This is a genomic window from Amycolatopsis sp. WAC 01376 (assembly GCF_003947415.1).
In the GTDB taxonomy this organism is placed as follows: domain Bacteria; phylum Actinomycetota; class Actinomycetes; order Mycobacteriales; family Pseudonocardiaceae; genus Amycolatopsis.
In genome coordinates this window covers 817,907-844,029 of the sequence record NZ_QHKL01000001.1, presented here as the reverse complement: position 1 = coordinate 844,029, position 26,123 = coordinate 817,907, and the positions used below count along the sequence as shown (strand labels likewise).

Genomic DNA, 26,123 nt, shown 5'->3' with positions numbered 1-26,123 from the left:
ATAGTATCTGAGAACTTTTCATGTTCGGCCGAGTCTGAAGAGGAAAGGTGTGCCGCCGGTGGAGAATCCGACCTTCCCGTCCGAATTCCTGTGGGGTGTTTCGACCTCCGCCTTCCAGATCGAGGGGGCGACCGGGGAAGGCGGCCGAGGACAGTCCATTTGGGACACTTTCACCGAAACAGCGGGAAAGATCGCGCGGGCTGAGCACGCCAAGGTAGCGGCCGATCACTTCCACCGCTACTCCGAGGACATCGCGCTGATGGCCGAACTCGGCGTCGGCGCCTACCGCATGTCCTTCGCCTGGCCCAGGATCCAGCCCGACGGTGAAGGCAAGCCCAACGCCGAAGGCCTTGCCTTCTATGACGAACTCATCGACGAGGTCTGTGCCGCCGGTATCGCGCCGACGGGGACGCTGTTCCATTGGGACCTCCCGCAGGCGCTCGAGGACAAGGGTGGCTGGCTCTCCCGTGATACCGCCGAACGCTTCGCGGAGTACGCCGCCATCCTGGGCGAGCGGTTCTCCGATCGGGTGAAAATGTGGATCCCGCTCAACGAGCCGATGGTCATGTCGATCTTCGGCTACGCGATCGGCGAATACGCGCCGGGCAAGACACTCCTGCTCGACGCCTTGCCCACCGCGCACTACCAGAATCTCGCGCACGGTCTCGCCGTCCAGGCCCTCCGCGCGGCAGGCGCCCGCAGTGTCGGCACGGCCAACAATCATTCGCCGATCTGGCCAGCCTCCGATTCGACGGAGGACAAGGCCGCGGGCGAATGGATCGACGCTCTCATCAATCGCACTTACGCGGATCCGGTGCTGCTGGGCCGTTATCCCGAACAAGTCGTCGAACATCTCCCGGCGGGCTTCGCCGACGATCTGCCCACGATCGCGCAGCCGCTCGACTTCTACGGCGTGAACTACTACGAGCCGCAGGGTGTCGCGGCGCCGGGCGAGGGCAATCCGCTGCCCTTCGAGCTTCGCGCGATCGAGGGCTATCCCATGACCACCAACGATTCCCCGATCGTCCCGCACGGTCTGCGCGAACTGCTCATCGGCTTCCACGAGCGCTACCGCGAGCACCTCCCGCCCGTTTACATCACCGAGAACGGGTGCAGTTTCGACGACCTCGTCGCCGAGGACGGGCAGGTCCACGATCAGGAGCGCATCGACTTCCTCGACAGCCACCTGGTCGCGGTGCGCGAAGCGATGGACGCAGGAGTCGACATCCGCGGGTACTTCGTCTGGTCGCTGATGGACAACTTCGAATGGTCGAAGGGCTACCAGCCGCGGTTCGGCCTGGTGCACATCGACTACGAGACGCTGAAGCGGACACCGAAGGATTCCTTCGGCTGGTACCGAAAACTGATCCGCCATGAGTGAGGTCAGGGAACTGCCCGAGGCGCTCGCGGAACCGGTCACCAGGGTCCGCGCCGGCTGGATGAGCCTGCTGTTCTTCGCGAACATCGCGCTCTGGCTCGGCGTCTACGCGCCCATCCAAGTTCTCCTGCCGAAACAGGCCGAACTGCTGGACGCGGCCAACAAGGAAGCGGTGTTCAGCCTGGTCACCGGCATCGGCGTCGTCGTCGCGCTGATCGCCAACCCGGCCGTCGGCCTCCTGTCGGACCGCACCTGTTCCGCCCGCGGCCGCCGTCATCCGTGGACGGCGGCCGGGGCGGCGGTCGCCGCGATCGGGCTGCTCGTCCTCGCGTTCGCGCCGAACGTCGCGGTCATGGTGTTCGGCTGGTGCCTGGTCCAGGCGGGACTGAACGGAATGCTCGCGATGCTGGTCTCGGCCATCGCGGACCGGGTGCCCGTGCCGCAGCGCGCGCAGGTCGGCGGGCTGGTCGGCATCGCCCAGATGCTCGGGACCGTGCTCGGCGCCGTGGTGGTCGTGGTGATGCTCGACCTCGCCGGTCTCCCGCTGGGTTACGCGGTGTGCGCGGCCATCGTGCTGGCCGGCGCGGCGGCCTTCGTCCTGCGCACGCCGGACGCGCGGCTGCCGGTCGCGTACCGGCCGTCGGCCAGGGCCAAGGACGTACTGGCGAACTTGTGGATCTCGCCCCGCAAGCATCCCGACTTCGCCTGGGCGTGGGCCTGCCACTTCATGATCAACCTCGGCAACGCCTTCGGGACGCTGTACCTGTTGTTCTTCTTGAAAGACGCGGTGCGCTACGAAGATCCGGACACCGGGCTGCTGATCATGATGGGGCTCTACGGTGCCGCCCTCATCGTCGGCGCGCTCATCGCCGGGCACTTCTCCGACAAGTCGGGACGGCGCAAGCCTTACGTCTTCGCCGCGTCCGCGGTGATGGCCGCCGCCGCGCTGCTGCTGGTCGTGTGGCAGAACTGGACGGCCGCACTCGCGGCGTCACCGTTGCTGGGCGTCGGTTTCGGCGCGTACATGGCCGTCGCGCTCGCGATGCTCACGCAGGTGCTGCCCGCCGCACAGGACCGGGCGAAGGATCTCGGCGTCATCAACATCGCGAACTCGCTGCCGCAGGTGGTGGCGCCGATGCTGACCGCGCCGATTTTGGCTTACCTGGGCGGATATCCGAGCCTCTTCGCGGCTTCGGCGCTGTCCACCGTCCTCGCCGCGGTGCTGGTCACGCGGGTGAAGGGCGTCAGCTAGAACGTTGGAGACCGCGGACCGGTGCCGGTCGGGGGAGGGGAGTGCAACGGCACCGGCCCGCGGGGTTCGGGGGATGGCAGCGCGCTCCGGGGCAGGTATCGCGCTGCGTTTGTGATCATCAACCTAGCGACCGATTACTGCCTTCGCTAGGTGTTCTGCCGAGATTTTTCGATTAATCGCGGTGGGGACCGGAGTGATTACCGAGAGCGGCTCGTCGCGTTCGGGGGTACGCGCGAACCGCCGCCGGCGAAGGCGAGATCGTGGCGTGGTTGCCGAGGGGGCGCTCGGACCGCCGTTCACTCGCCGGCCTTCTAGATGTGCACGCCGCCGATGGCCGGACGGCGCGGGTTGACCAGCGCGTGCCTGCCGGTGGTTTCGGCGGCGCTCACCCTGGTCTGCCCGGGAACACGGCGGCGGGCTTCGCGCCGGTGGTCCTGGGAGGCCGCGGTGTGCTGGGGGGCGAGGCCGCCGGCGACCAGGTGTTCGTGCGCGACCTGCCATACCGAGCAGGGGGCCTTGCACCGGTGCCAGCGGGTCGAGCAGGTGGGGCAGTCGCCCCGCTCGTCGGGCTCGTGCGCCTGAAGCATCGCGCGCCAGCCTTCGGTCAGGCGGGGGAGCTCCGAGCGGGCGACCGAGACGAGCGACTGTGCGTCGGCCCGGTTCGCGAGATCGGAGAGCATGTCGAGGCGTTCCCAAACCGCGTTGCGGAGGACTTGCCCTAGGACCTGATCCACGGAGAACTCACCGTTACCTTTCCGCCATTTTGGCGGCTTCGTTGAGCGCTGCCCTGAGCTGGCCGAGCTGGCCGGACGTCATGCGCGCGGTCTCTCCCGGCGGCGAGACGAGAACCACCTGGTTGTCTTCGACGAACACGGTGACGGCGCGTTCGCGGCTGATGAGATCGCCGCACTGCACCCGCCAGACCAGCTGTCCGCCTTCGTAACGGCGCACACTCGCGGTACGGGGGTCGACCGGGGCGGAAGGGGAGACCGGCCGGTTGACGCCGGGGGCGACCGCGACCGGCTGCTGACCGGCGGGGCCGGCCGCACGCAGGTGGCGCGTGGCCATACCGGGCCGTCCCGCGGTGATGGAGCCTGTTGCGATCGAGTCCACGAACTCCACTGGCTCTTCTCCGCTCTCTCGTTCCACGTCGTCTTCGTTCCGCGTGTCCGCACCCTGCGGGGGTTCGGAGACTTGGTAGCTCTCTGTGATCGCTGCCGGTGGCGAGTCGGTCACGGAGATCTGACAACTACAGTGATGTGAAACCGAGTGCGATAGAAGGTCGAACCGCCGTCATAGCGGTGACCGGACGAGGTTTCACGGTAAGCGGTCAAACGACTTCTGCCGGGCCGATCACGACGGGCAATCCGGTGTTTCACACGGTTGAATAGGTGTGCTTACGCTGTTTCTCGACCCCAACGGAACTGTGAGGGGGCGCAATGGACGCCAGTATCGGTGGCGGCGCTGTCGCCGGCTCGGACGCAGTAGGCGCTTCAGGTGCTTCGGGCAGGCAGAGCCACCCCGTGCCGCCGGATGCCTGGGAGCAGCCGGAGATGCGAGCCGCACTGGCCACACGGGAGATCTCCTCCGTGTACCGGCTGTTGCGCAAGCACGGTGTTTCGCAGCGTCAGATCGCCGCGATGACCGGCCAGTCGCAGTCCGAGGTGTCCGAGATCCTCAAGGGTCGCCAGGTGATGGCGTACGACGTGCTCACCCGCATCGCTGACGGCCTTGGTGTCCCCAGGGGATACATGGGTCTCGCCTATGACGAGGCGACAGCGATAAAGGTCGTCGGTGCTGCCGACGGCCAGCAGGCGGAGGAGGACGAGTCCGTGAAGCGACGGAGGTTCCTCGCGCACGCCGCCCAGGTCACGATGGGTGCGGCGGTGTTCGGTCCCGAATCGGGCACGTGGTCGGCCGGACCGGCGAAGACGCCCGCCCCCGGGCGGATCGGCATGACCGACGTCCGCCAGGTGGAAGCCGCGACCAGAGCCCTCCGTTCCCTCGATTACCAGTACGGCGGCGGTTTCTGCCGCGACGCCGTGGTCGCCCAGCTGTCCTGGGGACAGCAGATGCTCGAATCCACCGGCACCGAGCCGGTCAAGAACCGGCTGTACGTCGCGCTCGCCGACCTGCACAGCCTGGCCGGTTGGACCTCCTTCGACACCGGCCTCATGGATTCCGCGCGCGGGCATTTCGCGAACGCGCTGGACCTGGCCAAACAGGGCGACAGTCATCCGCTGGTGGCCAACGTGCTGTACCGGATGGGCCGGGTCTACCTGCACAACGACGCCCCCAACGACGCGTTGAAACTGTTCCAGCTCGGCCAGATCGCCGCCCAGGAATCGGGCTCCGAACTGGCGGTCGCCGTGCTCTGCGCCAACGAGGCGTGGGCCTACGCGATGATGGGCAACGAGGAGCAGGCCACGAAGCTGCTCGGCCGGAGCAAGGACGAGTTCGCCCGCGCCGATCTGGCCGAGGCCGAGTCCTGGGTCAAGTTCTTCACCGAGACCGACGTCTACGCGATGATCGGCACCGTGCACACAGTGCTCGCCGAGAAGAACGCCGAGCACACCAAGTACGCGATCCCGGCCCTGACGAAGGCCGTCGAGTCCTACACCGACGACATGGCCCGCAGCAAGACGTTCATGCTCAGCGCCTTGGCCACGAACCACCTGCTCGAAGGCGATCTCGACCACGGTTCGAAGGTGGGTTCGAAGGCCATCGACTGCGCCGAGGGCATCAAGTCGGAGCGGGTGAAGGACCGGATGCGGCCCCTGCAGGTCGAGGCGGAACGCCGCCGGAACAACGCCGACGCCCGTGACCTCGCCGACCGCCTCAACTCGTTCTACGCCGCCTGAGCCGACCGGCCCGGGCGGCCGGTTCACGCCCGAAATCCTGCGCGACGCCCTCGGGCGGACGTGCGATCTGCTGGGCGTGGACCCCGAAGGCGCCCGGCTGCTGAGGTTCACCAACAACGCCGTCTACGAGCTGGCGAGCGCGCCGTTCGTCGTCCGGATCGTCGGCTCCACCCGGCTGCGGCACCGCGTCGGGACGGTCGTGCGGGTCGCCCGGCACTTCGAACGGCACGACGTGCCCGCCATCCGCCTGGTTTCCGGCCTCGACCAGCCGTTGCCGGTCGGCGAGCAGCTCGTGACGGTGTGGTGGAAGGTGACGGCGAGCGGCCGGAAGGCGAAGTCGGCCGACCTCGCCGCGCTGCTGCGCCGCGTCCACGATCTCGAACCACCCGAGGGTCTCGCCGAATGGGCGCCGTTCGCCGCGGTCCGCGCCAGGGTCTCGGACGCCGAGGAGCTGAACGAGGGCGACCGGCGGTTCCTGCTGGAACGCTGCGCCGAGGTCGAAGGCGCCCTCGCGACGCTCGACTTCCCCCTGCCCCGTGGCCTCGTCCACGGGGACGCGCACACCGGGAATGTGATCCACGGGCCCGATGGGCCGGTGCTGTGCGATTTCGATTCGTCCTGTGTCGGGCCGCCGGAATGGGATCTGACGCCGCTCGCCGTCGGCCGTGAACGGTTCGGTGATCCACCGGCCCGCTATCGCGTGTTCGCGCAGCGGTACGGATTCGACGTGACCACGTGGTCCGGGTTCTCGGTACTGCGCGCTATCCGTGAGCTCAAGCTCACCACGAGTGTGCTCCCGATTCTCCGCAGTCATCCCGGCGTACGGGATGAGCTGCGGAAACGGTTGGACGATCTCCGGAACGGGCGTACCGGCGCACGCTGGAACCGCTATCGGTGACTCACCCGGGAAAGGGATCTGCACGTGCATTCGCCGACGGCGAATGACCGTTCGCCGCTTGCCCGAATTCGCCGATCAATCGGTGACGAATTCGCCCGGGCTAATCACTTCTCCCGGCCCAATGCTCCCCCAAATGTGCAACTTGCAGCTACGCTGTGTTATTCGGCGCGGAGCGTTCACCTGCTTGCTGGGCACCGATCGGGGCCTTCGGGGTCACAGTTGTTCCAAACGCGTACGCAGAGCGTCCGCCTCCGGACGGCCGAGGCCGACGAAAATCGGCAACGCCTGGTCGTAGAGGCCCCTGGCTCGGTCCCGATCGCCGTCCGCCTCGGCGATCTCGCCGAACGCGGCCAGCGTCCTGGCCACCTCGAACCTCGATCCCCGCGCCTCCATGGTGGCGCGGGCGGGTTCGAGTTCGGCCCGTGCGGCCGCGAGATCCCCGGTGACCGTGAGGGCGCGGGCGAGTTCGATCCGGGCGCGGGCCACGTTGTAGTCGTCGCCGTCGAGGATGTCGCGAGCGCGGGTGAGGTCGGCGATCGCGGCTTCGGGCCGTCCGGCGCGGACGCGGGTCGCGCCGAGGTTGATCAGCGCCAGCCCGATGTCGTGCGGACGTTCCTGCCGTTCACCGAGCAGGAGGTCCTCGGTGAACCACTCGATCGCGTCGTCGAGCCTGCCCTGCTGCAACGCGACCAGGCCGAGCCCTTCCACCGAACGGATCTCGACGACGCTGTCGTCCGCGTTCCGGGCGGCTTCGCGGCCGGCCAGATAGTTCCGGACGGCTTCGTCGTAGCGTCCGGTGGCACGGCACGCGGCGCCGGCGCGGTTCCGCATCAACGCCTCCGCGGAGGCGTTGCCCCACGCCTTCGCGCACCGGGCGCCGATCTCGCTCACCCGCAGGTAGTCCGGATAGTGCTTGCGGAACAGGAACAGCGGCCACATCGCGGCGGCCAGCTGCCAGCCGAGTTCCGGCAGCTCCCAGTCATGCGCCGTCTCGACCGCGGCGATGAGGTTCTCGCGCTCCAGCTCCAGCCAGTCGAGTGCCTCTTGGTCACTGTCGAACGACGCCCGCGCCGACGGCCGGTACTCGTACCGGTACGGGATCGGCTCCTGATCGGGCGTGGTCAGGCCCGCCGTCGCGGAGGCGGTGAAGAGGTACCACTCCAGCATGCGGCGAACGGCGATGTCGCGGTCGTACTCGTTGCCCGCCGTCTTCTCCTTGGCGTGCAACCGCGCGAGATCGTGGAAGGTGTACCGGTCGTCGCCGCGGTCGATCAGCAGCCCGACGTCGACGAGCTGGTCCAGCAGGTCGTCGGCCACCTCCTCGCGCACGGCGATCGACGCGGCCGCCACGCCGACGCCGAAGTCGGGGCCGGGATGCAGCCCGAGCGCCGCGTACAGCGCGGCCGCGTCGGAGGGGAGTTCGTCATAGGAGAGGTTGAAGCTGGCTTCCACCGATTGCGCCTCTTTCGTCGAGAGCGTGGCCAGTCGACGATATTCCTTCCCCAGTTCGGAGGCGATCTTCTCCAGCGACATTTTCGGTCGTCCGGCGAGCTTGGCGCTGACCGTGGTGAGCGCGATCGGCAGGCCGCCGCACAGCTCGGCGATGGTCCGGGCCTGTGCGGCTTCGGCGCCGACCCGCTCCGCGCCGACCGCGCGGCCCAGCAGTTCGGCGCTGTGCGCGGAACCGAAGGGCGCCAGCTCGACCAGCTTCGCGCGATGTTCGGCCTGGAGCCTGCCCAAGCGGCGTCTGGAGGTCACGATCACGAGGCTTTCCCCACCGGTGGGCAGCAGGGGCAGTACCTGCTCGGTCGACGCCGCGTTGTCGAGCAGCACGAGCAGCGGCCGCTCGGCGGTCGTCGTGCGATAGAGGGCGGTGAGTTCCTCGACGTCTCCTGGCAGCCCTTCCGGCGGGACACCCAAGGCACGGAGGAACCGGCCGAGTGCTTCGCTCGCGGAGAGCGGGCCGTTGGTACTGAACCCGCCGAGATCCGCCCACAGGTGCCCGTCCGGGAACCGGTCACCGAGGTGACGGCCCCACGCGGTGGCCAGCGCCGTCTTCCCGATCCCGCCCTGACCGCTGATCAGGTGCACCGCCGGTCCGGCGGTGTCGTTCTCGGTCAGCAGTCGTTCGAGCAGCGCGAGCTCGGCCGTGCGGTTGGTGAAATGGGCGGGTACGGGCGGAAGCTGCCGTGGCCCCGAACTCACCTGTCTGGTGAGCCGGACCGCCGATCGCTGGCGCGGTACCTGTGGCGTGCTGACTTCACTTTCACCCGGCAACGGGCCGCCCATCTACTTCCCCTCTTCGGGTCGATCCCAGCGATCGCGTAGAGCATCCCGGTGAAGGTCCGGAGAGGACAGGGAAACCGGTCAAATGCGGCCGGATGGAGCAAAGCGCGTAACAGCTATGTCGTCGGGACGACCGGGGCTCGCGTGAGGACGACGGCGAAGCCGAACGCGAGCCCCATCACCGTCAGTTCCAGCGTCGCCCACGCGGCCAGCGCCGTGCGGTTGTGCCGCACGATCTGCGGCATCAGCTTCCAGCGTGTGTAGGCGCCGAGGCCCGCGATCACACCGGTGCACAACAGTTTCAGCAGCACCAGTTGCCCGTACGGCGTGGTGAAGACGCCTTCCCAGAAGCCGAGCGACGGGTTGAGCGAGATCTCGATCAGCCCGTTGAACAGCCCGGTCGCCGCGCCGAGGATCAGGCACAGGGTCGCGAGTTTGGAGAACCGCGGCAGCGCGTGCGCCAGCAGCGTCCGGTTCCCGATGAGCAGCACCGTCATCGCGCCGAGCCCGCCGGTCCAGGCGACGGCGCTCATCACGTGCAGTTCCATCGAGATCATCGTGTAGTCGTGGTAGTTCCAGTTCGACGCGTGCCCGGTGACCGGCAGCGGCAGCAGCGCGAACAGGCCAAGCCCGACGCGGACCTCCGCGGGCACCTTCTCGCCGTGTTTCAGCGCGAGGACGCCGAGCCCCGCGTGCAGCAGGGCCAGCACCGCGACGATCAGCAGCGCCTTCCCGGCGCCGACGTCGGCGATGTAGCTCCCGACATCCGACATCGACAGCGTGCTGGAACCCGGCCGGTATTCGGCGGTCTGCAGGATCAGCGCGACGAGCGCGGTGGTCGCCCAGACCAGCGCGGCCGCGACGCTCGCGGGCCGCGCGATCCGCATGATCGGCTCGGAGAGCTTCGGCCGGTCGTAGCCGACCAGTACCGAAAGCAGCGCCAGCCCGATCGTGGCGACGGCCGAGATGTCCAGCAGCACCCGCACGATCGGGATGGAGACCGAGACCACCTCGCTGACCTGCGCGACCCCGGGCACCGGGGCCGTGGCCGTCAGCGCGACGCCGATCAGGGCGCCGACGATGCCCGCCGCCACCAGGCAGAACAGGACGGCGACGCGAGTACGCGAGGTGGTCTCGGCCTGTGTCATGAGCCGCTCTTCTCCTTGTCACCCGCGCCGGTGCGCAGTGCGACGGTCAGTCCGACGGCGAGCAGCACGACGGCACCCGCGATCCACACCCAGATCGGCACCCCAGACGAGTTTTCGCCACCCGTCGCGGGGGTCGTCTCGGCTTGGCCGGCGTTGCTGCGCGCGGCGTCGGCGCTCGCCGGGGTCCCGGTGCCCGCGGCGGTGAGGGTGAACGGCACCTCACCGGTCACGGCGTGCCCGTCCGCGGACAGGATCCGGTAGCCGATCTTGTACTCGCCCGCCGGGCCGAGCGGCCGCAGCGGCACGGTCACGACGCTGTCGCGGACCTCGACCTGGCCTTCGGCCCACTGGCCGCCGCCCGGTCCGATGACCGCGATCTGGTTGACGTTCGCGTTCTGGACGTACTGATCGAACGTGAGCGTGACCTTCGCGGGCCCGGCGGCGAGCGAAGCGCCCTTCGCCGGGTCCGAGGAGATCAGGACGTTGTGCGCCAGCGCCGGGGTGGCGGTGGCGAGCCACGCCACCCCGGTGATCGCCAGCGCGACGATCGCTTTACGCATTTACTCGGTTCCCTCGGTGTTGCTCTTGCTCGAAACGGCGGTGGCGCGGCGGGCGCGCAGGGTGGCACCGGCGCCGACGCCGAGGCCGAGCGCGCCGACGACCAGGCCGGCGCCGCCGAGCCAGCGGGCGGTGTTGTCGGAAGACGAGGACGCGGCGTGGGATTCCTCGGAGGCCTTCGCGTCGGAGCCGTGGGCGCCGCCGTGCCCGTCCTTCTTCTTCTCGGCGAGCTTCAACGCCGGGGCGGGGTGCTCCGGCTCCTCACCCGAGGCCGGGGTCGGCTGGTTCCACTCGACGACCTTGCCGTTCTCGTACGTCTGGGTGGCGGGGAACTCCACCGTGTCGACGTTGGAGGGGAGCTGGCCGGCGCTGATCTGGAACTCCTGGAACTCCGTCGAACCGGCGGCGATCTTGGTGCCGGGCTCCGCGGTCCAGGAGACCTTGGTGACGGCTTCGGTGATCTGCGTACCGGAGTCGGTGGTCACCGGCGCGGGCAGTTTGGACTTGACGACCTCGGCCTTCCAGCCGGGGATCGGCTTGGTGCGCACGGAGCTGAGCGCGTACTCGGGCTTGAGGGTGATCTCGACCTTGACCGTGCCGGCGTCCTTCTCCTCGTTGGGGACGCGGAAGAAGATCGACGTGAAGCCGCCCTTCGACGGCTCGGGGCCGTAGACGTTGGCGGTGACGTGGGCCGAGGCGACCCCGGCCGAGAGCAGCCCGGCGGCACCGATGGCGGCGGCCAGGAAACCGGCTCGCTTGAAGACGTGCTTGGACACGAAGTACTCCTGAACGTGGTTCGAGACGGCGGGCTCGGGGGCCTCGCCGATTACGGGGGGATGAGCTGGGTTCAGGAGAACAGCGGCGGGCCGCGCCTGCCGTGGACCCGGCGGAGGTCCACGCCGACGAGATGACCGGGACCCGCCGGACGGCCAAGCACCGGCGACGCCACCGCGGCGGGCACCGGGAGCGCGTTGAGGATGAACGGCACCAGCGCGCGCAGGCAGGCGAGGACGCCGAGCAGCAGTCCGTCGGCCTTGGCCAGCAGCACCGCGGTGACCAGCGTGGCGACGACGTGCGCGACGGTCATCGCGAGCCCGCCCGAAACGGGTGCGGGTTCGCCGTGCGGTTCGTGGGTGCTCAGCGAGCTGAGCACGAGGTGCATCACGACCTGACCGGCGCCGAGATCGACGATGGTGGCCAGCGGCCCGCGCGCCTTCGCGGCGAGCGCGGCGGCGTTCCAGCCGATCAGCACGGTGAGCAACAACGTCATCGCCGTATCGGGTAGATCGCCGTCCCCGATCATGTGAGCGGTCACGGCCAGCGCCGCGGAGCTCACACCGAGCAAACCACCACGCACGGCGCGTAACGCGCTTCGGTGATGGCTGCCCTTACTCACGGGTGAAGAGTATTCGACGTACTGCCGCGTGGTCGATCTCCTCCCGGCTGTTGAGCAGTGGGAAAGACACCGCCGGGACGGCGCGTGCGTTTGCCCATTTAGGCCGAATGGGGAAGGTTTACGGGATAAATGGCGGTAAACAGGGGTTTGACCGCGCGGGTTTTGGGTAGTCAGGCTCCCGATACAGCTACTCCGAATGGGTGAGGAGTCTCACCCAGAGGCGGCGGGAGAACCAGCACGCGATGAATCTCTTCGAGTACATCTCGGATCGGTGGGACAGACTCGCCCTCCAAGGGCTCCTCCATGTCAGCGCGGTCGTGCAGTGCACGATCATCGCCGCCGTGCTCGGCGTGGTGATCGGCGTCGCCGTCTACCGCAGCCCGATCGGGTCGGCCGTGGCCACGGCGCTGGCGAGCACGATCCTCACCGTCCCCTCGTTCGCACTACTGGGGCTGCTCATCCCCGTGTTCGGCCTCGGTGTGAACACCACCGTCATCGCGCTCGTGCTCTACGCGCTGCTGCCGATCGTGCGGAACACGATCGTCGGTCTCGGCGGCGTCGATCCAGCGGTCAGCGACGCGGCGCGCGGTATCGGCATGAGCCGGTTCGGCGTGCTGACCAGGGTGGAACTGCGGCTCGCCTGGCCCGCCATCCTCACCGGGATGCGGGTCGCGACGCAGATGCTCATGGGTATCGCGGTCATCGCGGCCTACGCGAAGGGCCCGGGCCTCGGCTCGGAGGTCTTCTCCGGCCTCACCAACGCGGGGAGCACGAACTCCCTCAACCAGGCACTGACCGGGACGCTCGGTGTGGTCGTCCTCGCACTGGTCCTCGACGCCGTTTACGTCCTGATCAACCGTTTGACCGTCTCTAGGGGTGTCCGTGGCTGAGTCTCCTGAAACCGTATCCGGCGTCGAAATCCAGCTGGAGAACGTGTCGAAGCGCTACCCCGGCACCCGTGAGCCCGCGGTCGACGACTTCTCGATGGTGGTGCCCGCCGGCAAGATCGTGGTCTTCGTCGGCCCGTCCGGCTGCGGCAAGACCACGACCATGCGGATGATCAACCGGCTGATCGAGCCGACGTCGGGCCGCATCACCATCGGCGGCGACGACGCGCTGAAGCTCGACGTCGACACCCTGCGCCGTCGTATCGGCTACGCGATCCAGCAGGCCGGGCTCTTCCCGCACTTCACCGTCGCGCAGAACATCGCGGTGGTGCCGGGGCTGCTCGGCTGGGACAAGAAGAAGGTCAACGACCGGGTCGAGGAGATGATGGACCTGGTCGGGCTGGATCCGGCCGATTTCCGCGACCGGTTCCCGCGTCAGCTGTCCGGTGGGCAGCAGCAGCGCGTCGGTGTCGCGCGGGCGCTCGCGGCCGACCCGCCGGTGCTGCTGATGGACGAACCGTTCGGCGCGGTCGACCCGATCACCCGCGGCAACCTGCAGGACGAACTGCTGCGGCTCCAGACCGAACTGAAGAAGACGATCGTCTTCGTCACCCACGACTTCGACGAGGCCGTGAAGCTCGGCGACAAGATCGCGGTGCTCGGCGACCAGTCGAAGATCCTCCAGTACGACACCCCGGACGCGATCCTCGCGAACCCGGCCGACGACACGGTCGCCGGTTTCGTCGGCGCCGGTGCCTCGCTGAAGCAGCTGACGCTGCTGCGGGTCCGCGACGTCGAGCTGAAGCAGGACGCGCTGACGGCGACGGTGAGCGAATCGCCGTCGGACGTCCGCGAGAAGCTGACCAAGCAGCGCAAGCATTTCGTGCTGGTGCTCGACCAGCGCCGCCGTCCGATGCGGTGGGTGCACGTCCGCGAGCTGACCGCGGCGACGTCGCTGGCCACCGCGGGCAAACCGCTGCGCGACTACGTCAGCCTCCAGTCGACACTGCAGGACGCGCTCGAAGCCATGCTCGCCGAGGGCGGCAGCGTCCCGGTGACCGGCGCCCGCGGCGAGTACGCCGGGACGATCGAGCTCGACACCGTCATCTCGACGATCCAGCAGTTGCGCGAGGAGCACTCCGACGACAGCCCGGCGGAAGGTGTGACCGCATGACGGCCGTCGATACCGGATTCTCCACCGAGTCCTCGTCGAGAAGCGCCGAACGGGTCCGGCTCTTCGCCCAGCCGGCCGTGGTGCTGCTGATCGTCGCCGGCGTGCTGATCTGGGTGTTCACCAGCGACCTCACCGCGACCGAGAAGGCGACCCTCAACGCCGCCGGACTGCTGACCGCGCTGCGCGACCACCTGGCGATGACCATCGTGGTCACCGCGATCGTGGTCGCCGTGGCGGTACCGCTCGGCGTGCTCGTGACGCGGCCATGGGCGAAATGGGCGGCGCCGATCTTCCTGGCCGTCGCGAACATCGGCCAGGCCGCTCCCGCGCTCGGCGTGCTGGTGCTGTGGTTCATCGTCACCGGCGCGACCGGCGGGCTGTGGGTCGCGGCGCTGCCGCTGGCGTTCTACTCGCTGCTTCCGGTGCTGCGGAACACGATGGTCGGCCTGCAACAGATCGACCCCGCCCTGATCGACGCGGGCCGCGGCATCGGCATGTCGGCCACCGGCGTGCTGTGGCGGGTCGAGTTCCCGCTGGCCGTCCCGCTGGTACTGGCCGGTCTGCGGACCTCGCTGGTGCTGGCCGTCGGCACGGCGACCTTCGGCATGTTCGTGAACGCCGGCGGTTTCGGCCTGCTCATCGACACCGGCTACAAGCTCAACCTGACGAAGGTGCTGATCACCGGCTCGGTGCTCGCCGTCGCGCTGGCGCTGCTGGTCGACTGGCTCGGCGCGGTGGCGGAACAACTCCTCGGACCGAAGGGACTGCGCTGACATGCGGCTCAAGGCGATCCTCGGCGCGGTCCTGTTGTGCGGCACGCTTTCCGCGTGCGGACTCGAGGTCAACACCGCGCTGCCGTACAAGATCGAACCCGGTTCGATCAAACCCATCGAGTCGCTCAAGGGTGTCGAGGTGACGGTGGGGTCCAAGGACTTCACCGAGAACATCATCCTGGGCTACATGGCCGAGATGGCGCTTTCCGCGGCGGGCGCGGACGTCATCGACCTGACCGACATCAAGGGCTCGAACTCGTCGCGGCAGGCGTTGCTCACCGGCCAGACCGACGTCGCGTGGGAGTACACCGGCACCGGCTGGATCAACTACCAGGGCAACGAACTCCCCGTCCCCGGCGGGGAACAGGCCCAGTACGAAGCCACGAAGGCGGCCGACGAAGCGAAGTTCGGCATCTCCTGGCTGAACTATTCGCCGCTGAACGACCAGTACGGCTTCGCGGTCACCGAGGCCTACGGGGCGGCGAACAACCTGAAGACGACGTCGGACCTGGCGGCGTTCCTCAAACAGAAGCCCGACCAGAACGTCTTCTGCCTGGAGACCGAATTCACCAGCCGCCAGGACGGTTTCCCCGCCGCCGTGCGCGCGTACGGCTTCCAGAACCCGGTGATCAAGAACTTCGGCATCGGCACGATCTACTCGGCCGTCGCGAGCGGCACCTGCCCCATCGGCGAGATCTTCACCACCGACGGCCGGATCGCCGGACTCAACCTGCGCGTCCTCGAAGACGACAAGAAGGCGTTCCCGCAGTACAACGCCGTGGCGACGCTGAGGACCGAGTTCCTCGACAAGCACCCGGAAATCCGCGGACCGCTGGAAGCCGTCAGCGCGGCCATCGACAACGAGCAGATGATCGAACTGTGCAAACAGGTCGACGTCGACGGCCGTGACCAGGGCGAAGTCGCCTACGAATGGATGAAGAAGAAAGGGTTTATCAGCTAAATCTGTCGAGCGCTGACGCAAACGTGCCGAAGGGGCGCCCGTGCCGTGTCCACCTCACGGTGGGAGCGGAGGGCGCCCCTTCATCACGTTTCCGTGGGCCTTCGGCCCGAAAGAGGGCGCTCGACGGTGAAGTCTCCGTCGGGCGCGGGGCGCCCTTGGGGAGACCTCTGGGCTGAGTTTGCCCGCCGTCACTGCCCGCTTCGGGCCCTCGCCGCGTGCCATGAAAGGTCCTTTCCTTGCAAAATTTGCGAGGAAAGGACCTTTCCTAGCGTTCGAGAGCTGCGAAGGGCGGTCAGATGCCCAGCCGGTGCAGCAGCTTTCCCTCCAGCTGGTCCAGCTCCCCGGCGACGGCCCGGTGCGCCGCCTTCCGCCGTGCGGCGGGCATCCGCTCCGAAGCGCGAACGGTCGCCGAGAGCTGCTCCAGCGTCCCCTGAGTGTCCTTCGCGAAGGCCGCGTCGGCGTCTGTCGCCTTCGCGGACCTCTTCAGCTCCGCGAGCCCCTGCGTCAGCCCCGCGATCCGCGCGTGCAGCGCGGCACCGCGTCCGCTGTACTCGCCGAGCTGGTCGATGGCGACGCCGAGCTTCTTCGCTTGATAACGGTCGTACAGCTCCCGTGCGGCACCCGCCGCTCGAACGGCGTACGGCGCGATCACCGGCAGTACGGCCGGACCGAGCACTTTGGCCACCGCGACGGCGTTTTTCGCCTTCTTCGGGGTGAACCTGCCTTCGCCCTCGATGGCTTTGGCCTTGCGCGCCATGGCACCTCCCACGCTGTGTCACTGACGAACTTACTGGTCCCCGAAGTGGCGGGCATGTCGGCTTGCCGGTCGCCTTCTAGAGTGTTGTCCGTGAGTAACGAGGTGCTACTGGACGCGGGAGCGGTGAGCCGCTGCCGGCGTCGCGTGCACCTCGAACACGATCCGGCGATGCGCGAGGTCCCGCTCGCCCCGCCCGACCCGGCCGCGCAGCAGCGGATCGCCGACGCGTCGGCGCATCGCGACGCGATCGTGCGGCAGCTCATGGACGCGACGGGACCCGGCGCGACCTGGGTGAAGATCCCTCGCGACCTCCCGGCCGCCGAGCGCGTGCAGCTCACCGAAGAGGCCTTCGCCGCCGAAGCGCACTACATCTGGGGCGCGCTGCTCCCGGTGGATCGCGCCGGTCACCGGCGTGGCGGTTCCGAGCTCCTCGTACACACCGGCGCCGGCTACGTGCCGGTGCTGGTCGTGCGCCACCGCATCACCGATCGCGGCTCGGGCGCGCCGACCACGGTGATGACCGACCTCGACCCGGCGAACCGGTTGCCGGACCCGGCGCGAAAGGTCCGCTCGCAGCCGCGGGACCAGATGCGGCTCGCGCACCTCTATCGGATGCTCGAAGCGCTCGGGAAGCACGAAGGACACCGTGCCATCGGCGGCGTCATCGGACTCGACGCGGACGTCGTCGTCTGGCACGACCTGGCCGCGGGCACCTGGCCGGGCGGCCGGAGCGCGCTGACGGAGTATCAGAGCCGCTTCGCCGACAGGCTCGCCATCGCGAGCGCGGCCGCCGAAGGCGAAGAACCGCTCGCCGAACCGTCCCGCGTCCTCGAATGCCGGCGCTGCCCCTGGTGGCCGACCTGTGAGGTCGTGCTCACCGAAACCCGCGACGTCAGCCTCGTCGTCCGCGGCGAGGACGCGATGGAACTCCGCCGCGCCGGCGTGTCCACAGTGGACAAACTGGCCGCGCTCGATCCGGCCGACGAACCCCCGCCGATGAACTGGACCGGCGGCACCTTCGCCGACGCGATCATCCTCGCGCGCGCCTGGCTCGCCGACCTCACGATGGTGCGCAAGGTCGACCGCGTCGAGGTCTCGCGCGGTGACGTCGAGGTCGACGTCGACATGGAGAGCTTCGGCGATTCCGGCGCGTACCTGTGGGGTTCGCTGCTGACCGGCGCCGACATCGGGATGGAGCAGGGCTACCGGGCGTTCGCGACGTGGGAGCCGCTGCCGACCGCGGACGAGGCTCGCTCGTTCGCGGAGTTCTGGGCCTGGTTCACCGAAGTCCGCGAGCGCACGCTCGCCGCGGGGCTGACGTTCCGCGCCTACTGCTACAACGCGCTCGCCGAGAACCGCTGGCTCTTCGGTTCCGCCGACCGGTTCGGCGAATACCCCGGCGTGCCCAAGAAGGCCGAGATAGCGTCCTTTGTGGACTCCGGGGAGTGGATCGACCTCTTCCGCAGCGTCACCGACCAGTTCCTGTGCTCGCAGGGCAAGGGGCTCAAGGTGATCGCGCCGGTCGCCGGATTCGCGTGGCGCGATCCGGAAGCGGGCGGCGAGGCGTCGATGAGGTGGTACCGCGACGCAGTCGGCATGGACGGCGGAATCCCGGACGCCGTCCAGCGGGAGCGTCTGCTGCGCTACAACGAGGACGACGTCCTGGCGACGCACGCGCTGCGGAACTGGATGACCGACCACGCGCAGACGTCGGTGCCGTACATGAACGACCTCTGATCTCCCGGTCGCCATGCGACTTGCGATCAAGTGCGCTTCTGCGGATACTCGTAGACGAGTACTCGTAAACGAGGAGGCGTCGTGAAGCGGCGGAAGGTCGGGAATTTGCTGGCGTTGGCGATCCTGTCGACGCTGAACGAGCGCCCGATGCATCCGTACGAAATGGCTTCGATCCTGAAGAGTCGCGGCAAGGACCGCGATATGGGGATCAAATGGGGCTCGTTCTACACGGTCGTCGGCAACCTGCGGAAACACGGCTTCATCGAGGCCGTCGAGAGCGGCCGCGAGGGCGCTCGCCCCGAACGCACGGTGTACCGGATCACCGACGCCGGCCGTGACGAAATGCTCGACTGGCTGCGTGAACTGCTCGGCGAACTCGCGCCGGAGGAGCCGAAGTTCGTCGCCGGGCTGTCGGTGCTGGGGTGGCTCGGGCCGGACGAGGTCATCGCGCTCTTCCGTACCCGGCTGGCGGCGCTGGACGAAGACATCGCCTCGACCCGCGCCGAACTGGCGCGGCTCATCGAGGAGATCCCGAGGCTGGTGCTGCTCGAGCTCGAGTACCACCTGGCGATCCGAGTGGCGGAAGCCGAGTGGGTCCGCTCGATCCTCGGGGAACTGACTTCCGGCTCCATGCCCGGTCTCGCCGAATGGCGGGCCCTGTTGGCCGAAAGGGGGAGCACCGGCCGTTGAAAGAACCCCGGCGAGGTGTTGCAGCACCCCGCCGGGGTGACGATCCCGCAACCGGAACCCGGCCACGAGACGGCACTTCGAGAATAGCCGGGCTCCGGGAAACCAACCTGGAGTGACCATGACGAACATCAAGGACAGGAAGCGGTTCAAGCTCATCCCGGAGATGGGCGGCGCGCTGGCGCGGAACTACGCCCGGCAGCGCGGCACCGAACCGCAGATCGAACTCTGGCGGAAGCAGGCCCGCGAACTCACCGCCGGCCTGGCGGAAGGCGCGAAGATCCTCGAGGTCGCCTTCGGCCCCGGCTACTTCGCCGTCGAACTGGCGCGGCTCGGGTTCTCCGTCACCGGACTGGACGTCGCGCCGACCTTCGTCGAGATCGCGAGCGAATACGCACGGACCGAAGGCGTCGAGGTTTCGTTCCGCGAGGGCGACGTCGCGGCGATGCCGTTCGACGACGAGTCGTTCGACTTCGTCGTCTGCCAGGCCGCGTTCAAGAACTTCGTGTGGCCGGTGAAGTCGCTCGACGAGATGTATCGCGTGCTGCGTCCGGGTGGCACGGCCGTGGTGCAGGACATGAACCGGGACGCGACCGACGGCGACATCATGCGTGAGGTCGCGAGCATGAAGCTCGGCAAACTGGCCGCTCTGACGACCCGGCAGACGCTCGGCCAACTGCGTCGGCGCGCGTACACGCCTGTCGACTTCAGTGGGCTGGTCGCGGAAACCGCGTTCCGGACGTGTGCGGTCACCACCGCCGGGATCGGCCTGGACGTCCGTCTCACCCGCCCCTGAAATGCTATGAACGGTCCGTTCCTTGCAAAATTCGCAAGGAACGGACCGTTCCTCGCACGCGGGGGAGGCTCAGCGAGGGGCCATGCGCAGCGAGCCGTCCATCCGGATGACTTCGCCGTTCAGGTAGTCGTGGTCGATCAGCGACAGCGCGAGCTGCGCGTACTCGTCCGGCCGCGCGAGCCGCTTCGGGAACGGGACGCCTTCGGCCAGCGAAGCGCGGAACTCCTCGCTCACCGTCGCCAGCATCGGGGTGTCGACGATGCCCGGCGCGATGGTCAGCACCCGGATCCCGTGCGACGCGAGGTCGCGCGCGGCGGGCAGGGTCATCCCGACGATGCCGCCCTTGGACGACGAGTACGCGACCTGCCCGATCTGGCCGTCGAAGGCGGCGACCGACGCGGTGTTGATGATGACGCCGCGCGCGTTGTCGGCCAGCGGCTCGGTCTTGGCGATGGCCTCGGCGGCCAGCGTCAGCACGTTGAAGGAGCCGATCAGGTTGATCTGGACGACCTTCGCGTACAGGGCGAGGTCGTGCGGGCCCTTCTTCGAAAGGATCCGCGCGGACGGCCCGATCCCGGCGCAGTTCACCACGGTCCGCAGCGGCACCCCCGACTCGGCGGCGGTCGCGACGGCCGTCCGCACCTGCTCCGGGTCGGTGACATCGGCCTCGACGTAGGTGATGTTCTCGACCTGCTCGGCGTTCGCGATGGCACCGGCGAGGTCCAGCGCGAAGACCCGCGCGCCCTTCGCGGCGAGCGCCTTCGCGGTCGCGCCGCCGAGCCCGGACGCGCCACCCGTGACCAGCGCCGCGGTATCGGTGATCTGCATGTTCTCCCTTTCGTCGACAACCGGGTCCAGGTTAACGCTCGTTCGCATATCGGGGGCGCGTGTGTTGGCTCACGTCGAGGCGAAGCATGTCGTGAGGAGTATTCGGGCCTGAAGCGTTCCGTTCGCTTACAGGTCAACTCCGGCTGTCACCTTCAGCAGCATGAGCACTGCTCGGATCGTGGTGGTGGGGACCGGTTACGTCGGATTGACCACGGGAGCCTGCCTGGCAGGCCTGGGACATCGAGTCACTTGCGTCGATGTCGACCGGGCCAAGGTCGCAAGGCTCTCCGCCGGACGGGTGGACATCCTGGAGCCGGGATTGTCCGAGCTGGTGTCGAGGGGGCTGACGAGCGGAAGACTCGAGTTCGTGGTCGGCGCGCGCGACGCCGTTCGCGACGCGGAGGCCGTTTTCCTCTGTGTACCGACGCCGATGGGCGCGGGTGGCTCGGCGGACCTGCGGGCTGTCGAGGCCGTGACCACCGAGATCGGCGACGTCATCCCTTCGGGTTGTGCGCTGATCACCAAATCGACCGTCCCGGTGGGAACGTCGAAGCGCATCCAGGCGATGCTCGGCCGCACGGACGTGCCGGTCGTGTCGAATCCGGAATTCCTGCGCGAGGGCACCGCGGTGGAGGACTTCCTGGGCCCCGACCGGATCGTCGTCGGCTCGGACGACATCGCGGCCGCCCGTTGGGTCGGCGATCTCTACGCCGACCTCGCCGCCCCGGTCGTCGTGGCGGACGCGGCCAGCGCGGAACTGGTGAAGTACGCGGCGAACTGCTTCCTCGCGATGAAACTGTCCTATGTGAACTCGATCGCCGAACTGTGCGAACGCCTCGGCGCGGACATCGACCTGGTCACCGAAGGCATGGGCTACGACCGGCGCATCGGCCGCTCGTTCCTCAAACCCGGCCCCGGCTGGGGCGGCTCGTGCCTGCCGAAGGACACCAGCGCGCTGGTCCGGGTCGCCGAGTCGGTGCAGTACGACTTCACCCTGCTCACCTCGGCGATCGAGGAGAACATCGCGCAGCGGGACCGGATCGTCGCGAAGATCGCCGGCGCCGTCGGCGGCACGCTGGCCGGTTCGCGGATCGGAATCCTCGGGCTGGCGTTCAAGGCAGGGACGAACGACCTGCGCGACTCGCCCGCCCTCGCGGTCGCTTCCGTGCTGGGCGCGCTCGGCGCGGAACTGACCGCCTACGACCCCGCCGTCGGCGGCCACATCGACGGCATGACCGTGGTCGACGACCCGTACCAGGTCGCGAAGGCGGCCGCCGCCGTCGTCGTGCTGACGGAATGGGACGAGTTCAAGCGGCTCGACTGGACGTACATGGCCGAGCAGATGGACGGCGACGCGGTCGTCGACACGCGCAATCTCCTGGACCCGCAACGGATCCTGGACGCCGGGCTGTCGTGGCAGGGCGTCGGGCGGCCGCGGGCGGCGCTGCGGCGGAAGGTCGCCGTCTCCTGACCCACCTGCCTCCCGCGGGGCGCAATGAAAGGTCCTTTCCTTGCGAAATTTGCAAGGAAAGGACCTTTCATTGCACCAGGGAGACGAGCTTCATCAACCCGTCCACGACCTCCTCGGCCGTCGGGCCGTTCTCCGGATCGAGCATGTGCTGCAGCATCACACCCGAGTTCAGGGCCGTGGCCACCGCGCCGATCCGCCGCTCGTCCGCCTCGGTGAGGGTGTCCTCGTCGATCCCGAGGATGCCCGCCGCCATTCCCCGGCGGCCCTCGCGCTGCGCGGCGGCGAGCTGTTTTCGCAGCTCAGGGTGATGCTCGGACTGCACGAACGCCTCGATCGAGGCGATCCACAGCTGCCGGTTGCGCCCGTAGGAGTCGATCATCGCGCGCCAGGACGCCGCGTATTGCTCGGACGCTGACGCATCGGGGTCGACGGCGCCCCGCATCTCGACCTGGATCTCTTTGCCCCAGTCGTCCATCGCCTGGGAGAACGCCGTCAGCAGCAGGGCTTCGCGCGATCCGAAGTGGTAGCCGATCGCCGCGTGGCTGACCCCGGCGGCCGTCGCGATATCCCGCACCGTCGTGCGTGACCAGCCTTTTTCCTTCAAACACTGGATGGCGCCCGCCATCAGGTCCTCGCGATTACCCATGCCGGAGATCCTAGACCACGCGGTTTATCCATCTGGTTTAACCAAGCGGCTTGACCAATCGTGCAAATCTGCCGTACGGTCGGTCCCATCACCACGAACCCCAGGGAGCAGCCATGACGACCACCGTTCTGATCTCCGGCGCCGGCATCGCGGGCCCGGCTCTCGCCTTCTGGCTCCGCAAGCGCGGTTTCGCGCCGACCGTCGTCGAGCGCGCCCCGGCCCTGCGCGAAGGCGGTAGTGCGGTCGATTTCCGCGGCGAGCAGATGACCTTGCTCAAGCGCATGGGAATCCTCGAGGACATCCGTGCGAAGGAGACCGCGATGGGCGCGCAGGTCATCGTCGACACGCGAGGCAAGAAGGTCGCGCAGATGCCGTCGGTGTTCTTCAGCGGCGAAGTCGAGATCGAGCGCGGAGACCTGACGCGCATCCTCTACGACCACACGAAAGACGACGTCGAGTACGTCTTCGGCGACTGGATCACCGGCCTGGACGAACTTTCGGACGGTGTCAGCGTGACCTTCGCTCACGGTGAAACGCGCAGATTCGACCTGGTCGTCGGCGCGGACGGCCTGCACTCCGGAGTGCGGCGGCTGGCCTTCGGCGATGAGGAGCGGTTCCGCACTGACCTCGGCTTCCACACCGCGGGCTTCACCGCGCCCAACCACCTCGACCTCGACCACCTCGGCCAGATCTGCAGCGTCCCCGGCCGGACGGTGATGGTCGCCAGCGGCCGCGACCGCTCGGCGCTCAACGTCAGTTTTGTTTTCGCGTCCGGGCCGCTGGAGGTCGACCGCCGCGATGTCGAAGCGCAGAAGAAGGCCCTCGCCGAGCGCTACGCCGACTTCGGCTGGGAAGTCCCGGCACTGCTGAAAAGCCTCGGCGACGCCGACGCGCTGTACTTCGATTCGCTCAGCCAGATCCACCTCGACAAGTGGTCGCGGGGCCGGGTCGTGCTGCTCGGCGACGCCGCCTGGTGCGCGGGTCCGGGCGGTTCGGGCACCGGACTCGCGATGATGGGCGCGTACGTCCTGGCGGGCGAACTCGCCGTCGCTCACGGTGACCACGAAGCCGCTTTCTCGCGCTACGAAGAGAAAATGCGTGGTCCCATCAAGGTTTCGCAGAAGCAGGCGGCCGGGATCGGCACGTTCCTCGCGCCGAAGACCCGGTTCATGGTCGGCTACCGGAACTTCCTGTACCGGGTGCTGGGGTCGAAGCCGATGACGGGGGTGTTCACGTGGCTGACTTCGCGCGCGGCCAACGCGGCGACGCTGGAAAACTATGACGCTCCGGTCGCCGCACGGGGATAGCTTCGGTGGGTGATGGAACTGAAGGAGTTTCGCCGGGCCTGCTACGAGGCGGCTCGGCGAACACGCGGCCAGGTCGTCCGGTTCGTACCGTCCGACGTGGGACGGAACTTCGAAACCGGCGAGATCACTTATGATCATCGAACCGCCGCGGTGGTGTGGACGCAGGATTGGGACGAGGACGGAAGGCGCGAAATCCTCGGCATCGCCGACGCGTTCATCACCTTCGGAACGATCACCTTCGTCGACGAGCCGGGATTGCTGGCTGTTTTGGGAGAGCTTCTTCCTGGGCGCCGGTTGTACTCTCGGGCCGAACTCGAAGCGCCGATCGACCTCACGGCACCGCGCTGGAAGCGCCACTATGTCGCCGAGCACTGGCGGCCCGACAGTCTTGGCAAGATCCTCTTCAACTGCTGGGACTGAAAAAGTAGTTAGCAAAGCGTAGTATCAGCCACGTGTTCACGACCAGGCCGGAACTGGCCGGCACCCACGGCATGGTGGCATCGACGCACTGGCTGGCTTCGGCCACCGGCATGGCGGTGCTCGAAAACGGCGGCAACGCCTTCGACGCGGCGGTAGCGGCCGGGTTCGTCCTGCAGGTCGCCGAGCCGCATCTGTGCGGCCCGGCGGGGCAGGTCCCCGGCATCTTCGTCACCGCCGCCGATCGAACGCCGCGTGTCCTCGCAGGTCAGGGCGTGTCGCCCGCGGCAGCGACGCCCGAGTACTTCGCGGATCTCGGACTGGACCTGATCCCCGGCAGCGGTCTGCTCCCCGCGACCGTGCCGGGGGCGTGGGACGGCTGGCTCCTGCTCCTGCGGGATCACGGCACGAAGTCGTTGCGCGAGGTCCTCGGTTACGCGATTTCCTACGCACGCAACGGGATTCCGCTGGTCAGCCGAGTCGGTGACACGATCCGCGCGGTGCAGGACCTCTTCACCGAGCATTGGCCGACGTCGGCGGCGCTCTGGCTGCCGGACGGCAAACCCGCGGAGGGGCTGCATCGCAATCCGGCGCTCGCGGACACGTGGGAGCGGCTGGTCGCCGAGGCCGAGTCGGTCAGCGGACGCGAGGCGCAGATCGACGCCGGACGCCGTGCCTGGTCGCAGGGCTTCGTCGCCGAGGCCATCGATTCGTTCAGCCGCAAGGCGTTCCGCGACGACTCCGGTCGCGATCACGCCGGTCTGCTCACCGGTGAGGACATCGCGGGCTGGGAAGCGACGTACGAGGACGCGTTGCAGGTCGACTTCGGCGACTGGGGCCTGGTGAAGATGGGCGCCTGGACGCAAGGTCCGGCCTTGCTGCAGCAGGCGCGGCTGCTGGACGGCCTGCGTGACGAACTGTCCTATGTGGACGGAATTCCGACGGAACGCACCGTGCACTTGGCCGTCGAGGCGACGAAGCTGGCGTTCGCCGACCGCGAGGCTTGGTACGGGGATTCCCCCGACGTGCCGATCGAGTTGCTGATCTCCCGTGAATACGCGGAAACCCGCCGGGCCTTGATCACCGAAGAAGCGTCCGCCGAACTCCGGCCCGGTGGTCCCTCGCCGAGGCTGCCCGCGATTCTCGAGAAGCTGCGCGGACTGGAATCCGGCTCCGGCGCGACGGGGGAGCCGACGGTCGGGCCGCTGGGTGAGACCCGGGGCGACACCGTGCACATCGACGTCGTCGACGCGGCCGGGAACATGATCTCGGTGACGCCGTCGGGTGGCTGGCTGCAATCGAGCCCGACGATCCCGGAACTCGGTTTCTGCCTCGACTCTCGCGGGCAGATGTTCTGGCTGGAACAGGGCCTGCCGAACTCGTTGGCGCCGCGGAAGCGGCCGCGGATCACGCTTTCGCCGTCGATGGGCCTGCGTGACGGCGAGCCGGTGCTGGCGTTCGGGACTCCCGGTGGCGACCAGCAAGACCAATGGCAGCTGTGTTTCTGGCTGGCGCACACGCTCGGCGGGCTGAACCTGCAGGAGTCGATCGACTCGCCCGCGTGGCATACGACCGCGTTCCCGAGTTCGTTCTACCCGCGCTCGTGGACGCCGCGGGAACTCGTGGTCGAATCACGGCTCGGTCAGTCCACAATGGACGCGCTGGCCGCGCGTGGACACGCCGTCGTCGATGCCGGACCTTGGGCGCTCGGACGGCTTTCGGCCGTTTCGCGTTCCGGCGGACTCTTGCGTGCCGCCGCGAACGCGCGCGGAATGCAGGGCTACGCCGCCGGCCGCTGACGCTCCCCATGCCGTGAAGGCCTCCTTCCCTACCCTCAAAGTAGGGAAGGAGGCCCTCACTACGTGGACCCAGGCCCTAGGTTGTCCACAATGCCTCCCAGCTGTG

General features: G+C 68.3%; 25 protein-coding genes. 15 read left to right on the top strand and 10 right to left on the bottom strand.

What is annotated here, in order from left to right; all coding sequences use genetic code 11:
* Positions 1-58 precede the first annotated feature (58 nt).
* Positions 59-1,381: a GH1 family beta-glucosidase gene (locus DMH03_RS03990; RefSeq protein ID WP_125790623.1), complete on the top strand. Its 1,323-nt coding sequence runs from the start codon at positions 59-61 to the stop codon at positions 1,379-1,381.
* Positions 1,374-2,630, top strand: a complete 1,257-nt coding sequence (locus tag DMH03_RS03985) for an MFS transporter (protein WP_125790622.1) — start codon at positions 1,374-1,376, stop codon at positions 2,628-2,630. The genes DMH03_RS03990 and DMH03_RS03985 overlap by 8 nt, the downstream gene beginning before the upstream one ends.
* Positions 2,631-2,941: 311 nt before the next feature.
* On the opposite strand, the gene DMH03_RS03980 is transcribed toward DMH03_RS03985, so the two are convergent.
* Both DMH03_RS03980 and DMH03_RS03975 read right to left on the bottom strand, forming a co-directional pair.
* The gene (locus DMH03_RS03980; protein WP_125790621.1) at positions 2,942-3,364 is read right to left on the bottom strand and encodes a hypothetical protein; all 423 of its coding nucleotides are present in this window, start codon (positions 3,362-3,364) and stop codon (positions 2,942-2,944) included.
* Positions 3,365-3,377: 13 nt separating this feature from the next.
* On the bottom strand, positions 3,378-3,752 hold the full coding sequence (locus DMH03_RS03975) for a hypothetical protein (protein ID WP_125781694.1): 375 nt from the start codon (positions 3,750-3,752) through the stop codon (positions 3,378-3,380).
* Between the two features lie 431 nt (positions 3,753-4,183).
* On the opposite strand from DMH03_RS03975, the gene DMH03_RS03970 reads away from it, so the two are divergent.
* Both DMH03_RS03970 and DMH03_RS03965 read left to right on the top strand, forming a co-directional pair.
* Complete coding sequence (locus tag DMH03_RS03970; RefSeq protein ID WP_199748754.1) at positions 4,184-5,491, top strand: helix-turn-helix transcriptional regulator; 1,308 nt, start codon at positions 4,184-4,186, stop codon at positions 5,489-5,491.
* Positions 5,451-6,389, top strand: coding sequence for a phosphotransferase (locus DMH03_RS03965; protein WP_370310634.1), 939 nt, complete (start codon positions 5,451-5,453; stop codon positions 6,387-6,389). The genes DMH03_RS03970 and DMH03_RS03965 overlap by 41 nt, the downstream gene beginning before the upstream one ends.
* 213 nt (positions 6,390-6,602) lie before the next feature.
* Here DMH03_RS03965 and DMH03_RS03960 read toward each other — a convergent pair whose 3' ends face one another.
* The 5 genes from DMH03_RS03960 to DMH03_RS03940 all read right to left on the bottom strand — a co-directional run bounded on the left by DMH03_RS03960 (position 6,603) and on the right by DMH03_RS03940 (position 11,717).
* Positions 6,603-8,594 carry a tetratricopeptide repeat protein gene (locus tag DMH03_RS03960; protein ID WP_233611266.1) on the bottom strand — a complete coding sequence of 664 codons (1,992 nt, stop codon included), beginning with the start codon at positions 8,592-8,594 and terminating at the stop codon, positions 6,603-6,605.
* Positions 8,595-8,791: 197 nt separating this feature from the next.
* Positions 8,792-9,823, bottom strand: coding sequence for a copper resistance D family protein (locus DMH03_RS03955; protein WP_125790619.1), 1,032 nt, complete (start codon positions 9,821-9,823; stop codon positions 8,792-8,794).
* On the bottom strand, positions 9,820-10,383 hold the full coding sequence (locus DMH03_RS03950; RefSeq protein ID WP_125781702.1) for a copper resistance CopC family protein: 564 nt from the start codon (positions 10,381-10,383) through the stop codon (positions 9,820-9,822). Before DMH03_RS03950 ends, DMH03_RS03955 begins: the two co-directional genes overlap by 4 nt.
* A complete protein-coding gene (locus tag DMH03_RS03945) occupies positions 10,384-11,157 on the bottom strand; it encodes a YcnI family protein (protein ID WP_125790618.1) in 774 nt (257 codons plus the stop codon).
* A 71-nt stretch (positions 11,158-11,228) separates the two neighbouring features.
* Positions 11,229-11,717 (bottom strand): hypothetical protein, encoded by a 489-nt coding sequence (locus DMH03_RS03940; RefSeq protein WP_125791526.1) that lies wholly within the window; start codon positions 11,715-11,717, stop codon positions 11,229-11,231.
* Between the two features lie 302 nt (positions 11,718-12,019).
* On the opposite strand from DMH03_RS03940, the gene DMH03_RS03935 reads away from it, so the two are divergent.
* The 4 genes from DMH03_RS03935 to DMH03_RS03920 are packed head-to-tail and all read left to right on the top strand — an operon-like array spanning position 12,020 to position 15,572.
* Positions 12,020-12,667, top strand: a complete 648-nt coding sequence (locus tag DMH03_RS03935) for an ABC transporter permease (RefSeq protein ID WP_037308875.1) — start codon at positions 12,020-12,022, stop codon at positions 12,665-12,667.
* Complete coding sequence (locus tag DMH03_RS03930; protein ID WP_370310633.1) at positions 12,654-13,838, top strand: ABC transporter ATP-binding protein; 1,185 nt, start codon at positions 12,654-12,656, stop codon at positions 13,836-13,838. Before DMH03_RS03935 ends, DMH03_RS03930 begins: the two co-directional genes overlap by 14 nt.
* Positions 13,835-14,611, top strand: coding sequence for an ABC transporter permease (locus DMH03_RS03925; protein ID WP_125790616.1), 777 nt, complete (start codon positions 13,835-13,837; stop codon positions 14,609-14,611). The genes DMH03_RS03930 and DMH03_RS03925 overlap by 4 nt, the downstream gene beginning before the upstream one ends.
* A 1-nt stretch (position 14,612) precedes the next feature.
* Positions 14,613-15,572, top strand: a complete 960-nt coding sequence (locus DMH03_RS03920) for a glycine betaine ABC transporter substrate-binding protein (RefSeq protein ID WP_125790615.1) — start codon at positions 14,613-14,615, stop codon at positions 15,570-15,572.
* A 292-nt stretch (positions 15,573-15,864) separates the two neighbouring features.
* Here DMH03_RS03920 and DMH03_RS03915 read toward each other — a convergent pair whose 3' ends face one another.
* On the bottom strand, positions 15,865-16,329 hold the full coding sequence (locus DMH03_RS03915; RefSeq protein ID WP_125781711.1) for a DUF6474 family protein: 465 nt from the start codon (positions 16,327-16,329) through the stop codon (positions 15,865-15,867).
* Positions 16,330-16,419: 90 nt separating this feature from the next.
* On the opposite strand from DMH03_RS03915, the gene DMH03_RS03910 reads away from it, so the two are divergent.
* The 3 genes from DMH03_RS03910 (at position 16,420) to DMH03_RS03900 (ending at position 19,549) form a co-directional block, all read left to right on the top strand.
* Positions 16,420-18,066, top strand: a complete 1,647-nt coding sequence (locus DMH03_RS03910) for a TM0106 family RecB-like putative nuclease (protein WP_370310632.1) — start codon at positions 16,420-16,422, stop codon at positions 18,064-18,066.
* An 81-nt stretch (positions 18,067-18,147) separates the two neighbouring features.
* The gene (locus tag DMH03_RS03905) at positions 18,148-18,756 is read left to right on the top strand and encodes a PadR family transcriptional regulator (protein ID WP_125790613.1); all 609 of its coding nucleotides are present in this window, start codon (positions 18,148-18,150) and stop codon (positions 18,754-18,756) included.
* A gap of 118 nt (positions 18,757-18,874) precedes the next feature.
* Positions 18,875-19,549, top strand: a complete 675-nt coding sequence (locus tag DMH03_RS03900) for a class I SAM-dependent methyltransferase (protein WP_125790612.1) — start codon at positions 18,875-18,877, stop codon at positions 19,547-19,549.
* Positions 19,550-19,618: 69 nt separating this feature from the next.
* On the opposite strand, the gene DMH03_RS03895 is transcribed toward DMH03_RS03900, so the two are convergent.
* Entirely contained in the window at positions 19,619-20,377 is a 759-nt protein-coding gene (locus DMH03_RS03895) for an SDR family NAD(P)-dependent oxidoreductase (protein WP_125790611.1), read from the bottom strand.
* A 160-nt stretch (positions 20,378-20,537) separates the two neighbouring features.
* Between DMH03_RS03895 and DMH03_RS03890 the strand changes: the two genes are divergently transcribed.
* Positions 20,538-21,848, top strand: coding sequence for a UDP-glucose/GDP-mannose dehydrogenase family protein (locus DMH03_RS03890; protein ID WP_125790610.1), 1,311 nt, complete (start codon positions 20,538-20,540; stop codon positions 21,846-21,848).
* 67 nt (positions 21,849-21,915) lie between these two features.
* On the opposite strand, the gene DMH03_RS03885 is transcribed toward DMH03_RS03890, so the two are convergent.
* The gene (locus DMH03_RS03885) at positions 21,916-22,494 is read right to left on the bottom strand and encodes a TetR/AcrR family transcriptional regulator (protein ID WP_125790609.1); all 579 of its coding nucleotides are present in this window, start codon (positions 22,492-22,494) and stop codon (positions 21,916-21,918) included.
* 113 nt (positions 22,495-22,607) lie between these two features.
* On the opposite strand from DMH03_RS03885, the gene DMH03_RS03880 reads away from it, so the two are divergent.
* Genes DMH03_RS03880 through DMH03_RS03870 form a run of 3 tightly spaced genes read left to right on the top strand, consistent with a single transcriptional unit; the run spans position 22,608 to position 26,017 of the window.
* The gene (locus tag DMH03_RS03880) at positions 22,608-23,801 is read left to right on the top strand and encodes an FAD-dependent monooxygenase (protein ID WP_125790608.1); all 1,194 of its coding nucleotides are present in this window, start codon (positions 22,608-22,610) and stop codon (positions 23,799-23,801) included.
* Between the two features lie 12 nt (positions 23,802-23,813).
* Positions 23,814-24,221 carry a hypothetical protein gene (locus DMH03_RS03875; RefSeq protein ID WP_233611356.1) on the top strand — a complete coding sequence of 136 codons (408 nt, stop codon included), beginning with the start codon at positions 23,814-23,816 and terminating at the stop codon, positions 24,219-24,221.
* A 32-nt stretch (positions 24,222-24,253) separates the two neighbouring features.
* On the top strand, positions 24,254-26,017 hold the full coding sequence (locus tag DMH03_RS03870) for a gamma-glutamyltransferase family protein (RefSeq protein ID WP_125790606.1): 1,764 nt from the start codon (positions 24,254-24,256) through the stop codon (positions 26,015-26,017).
* The last annotated feature ends 106 nt before the right edge of the window (positions 26,018-26,123 follow it).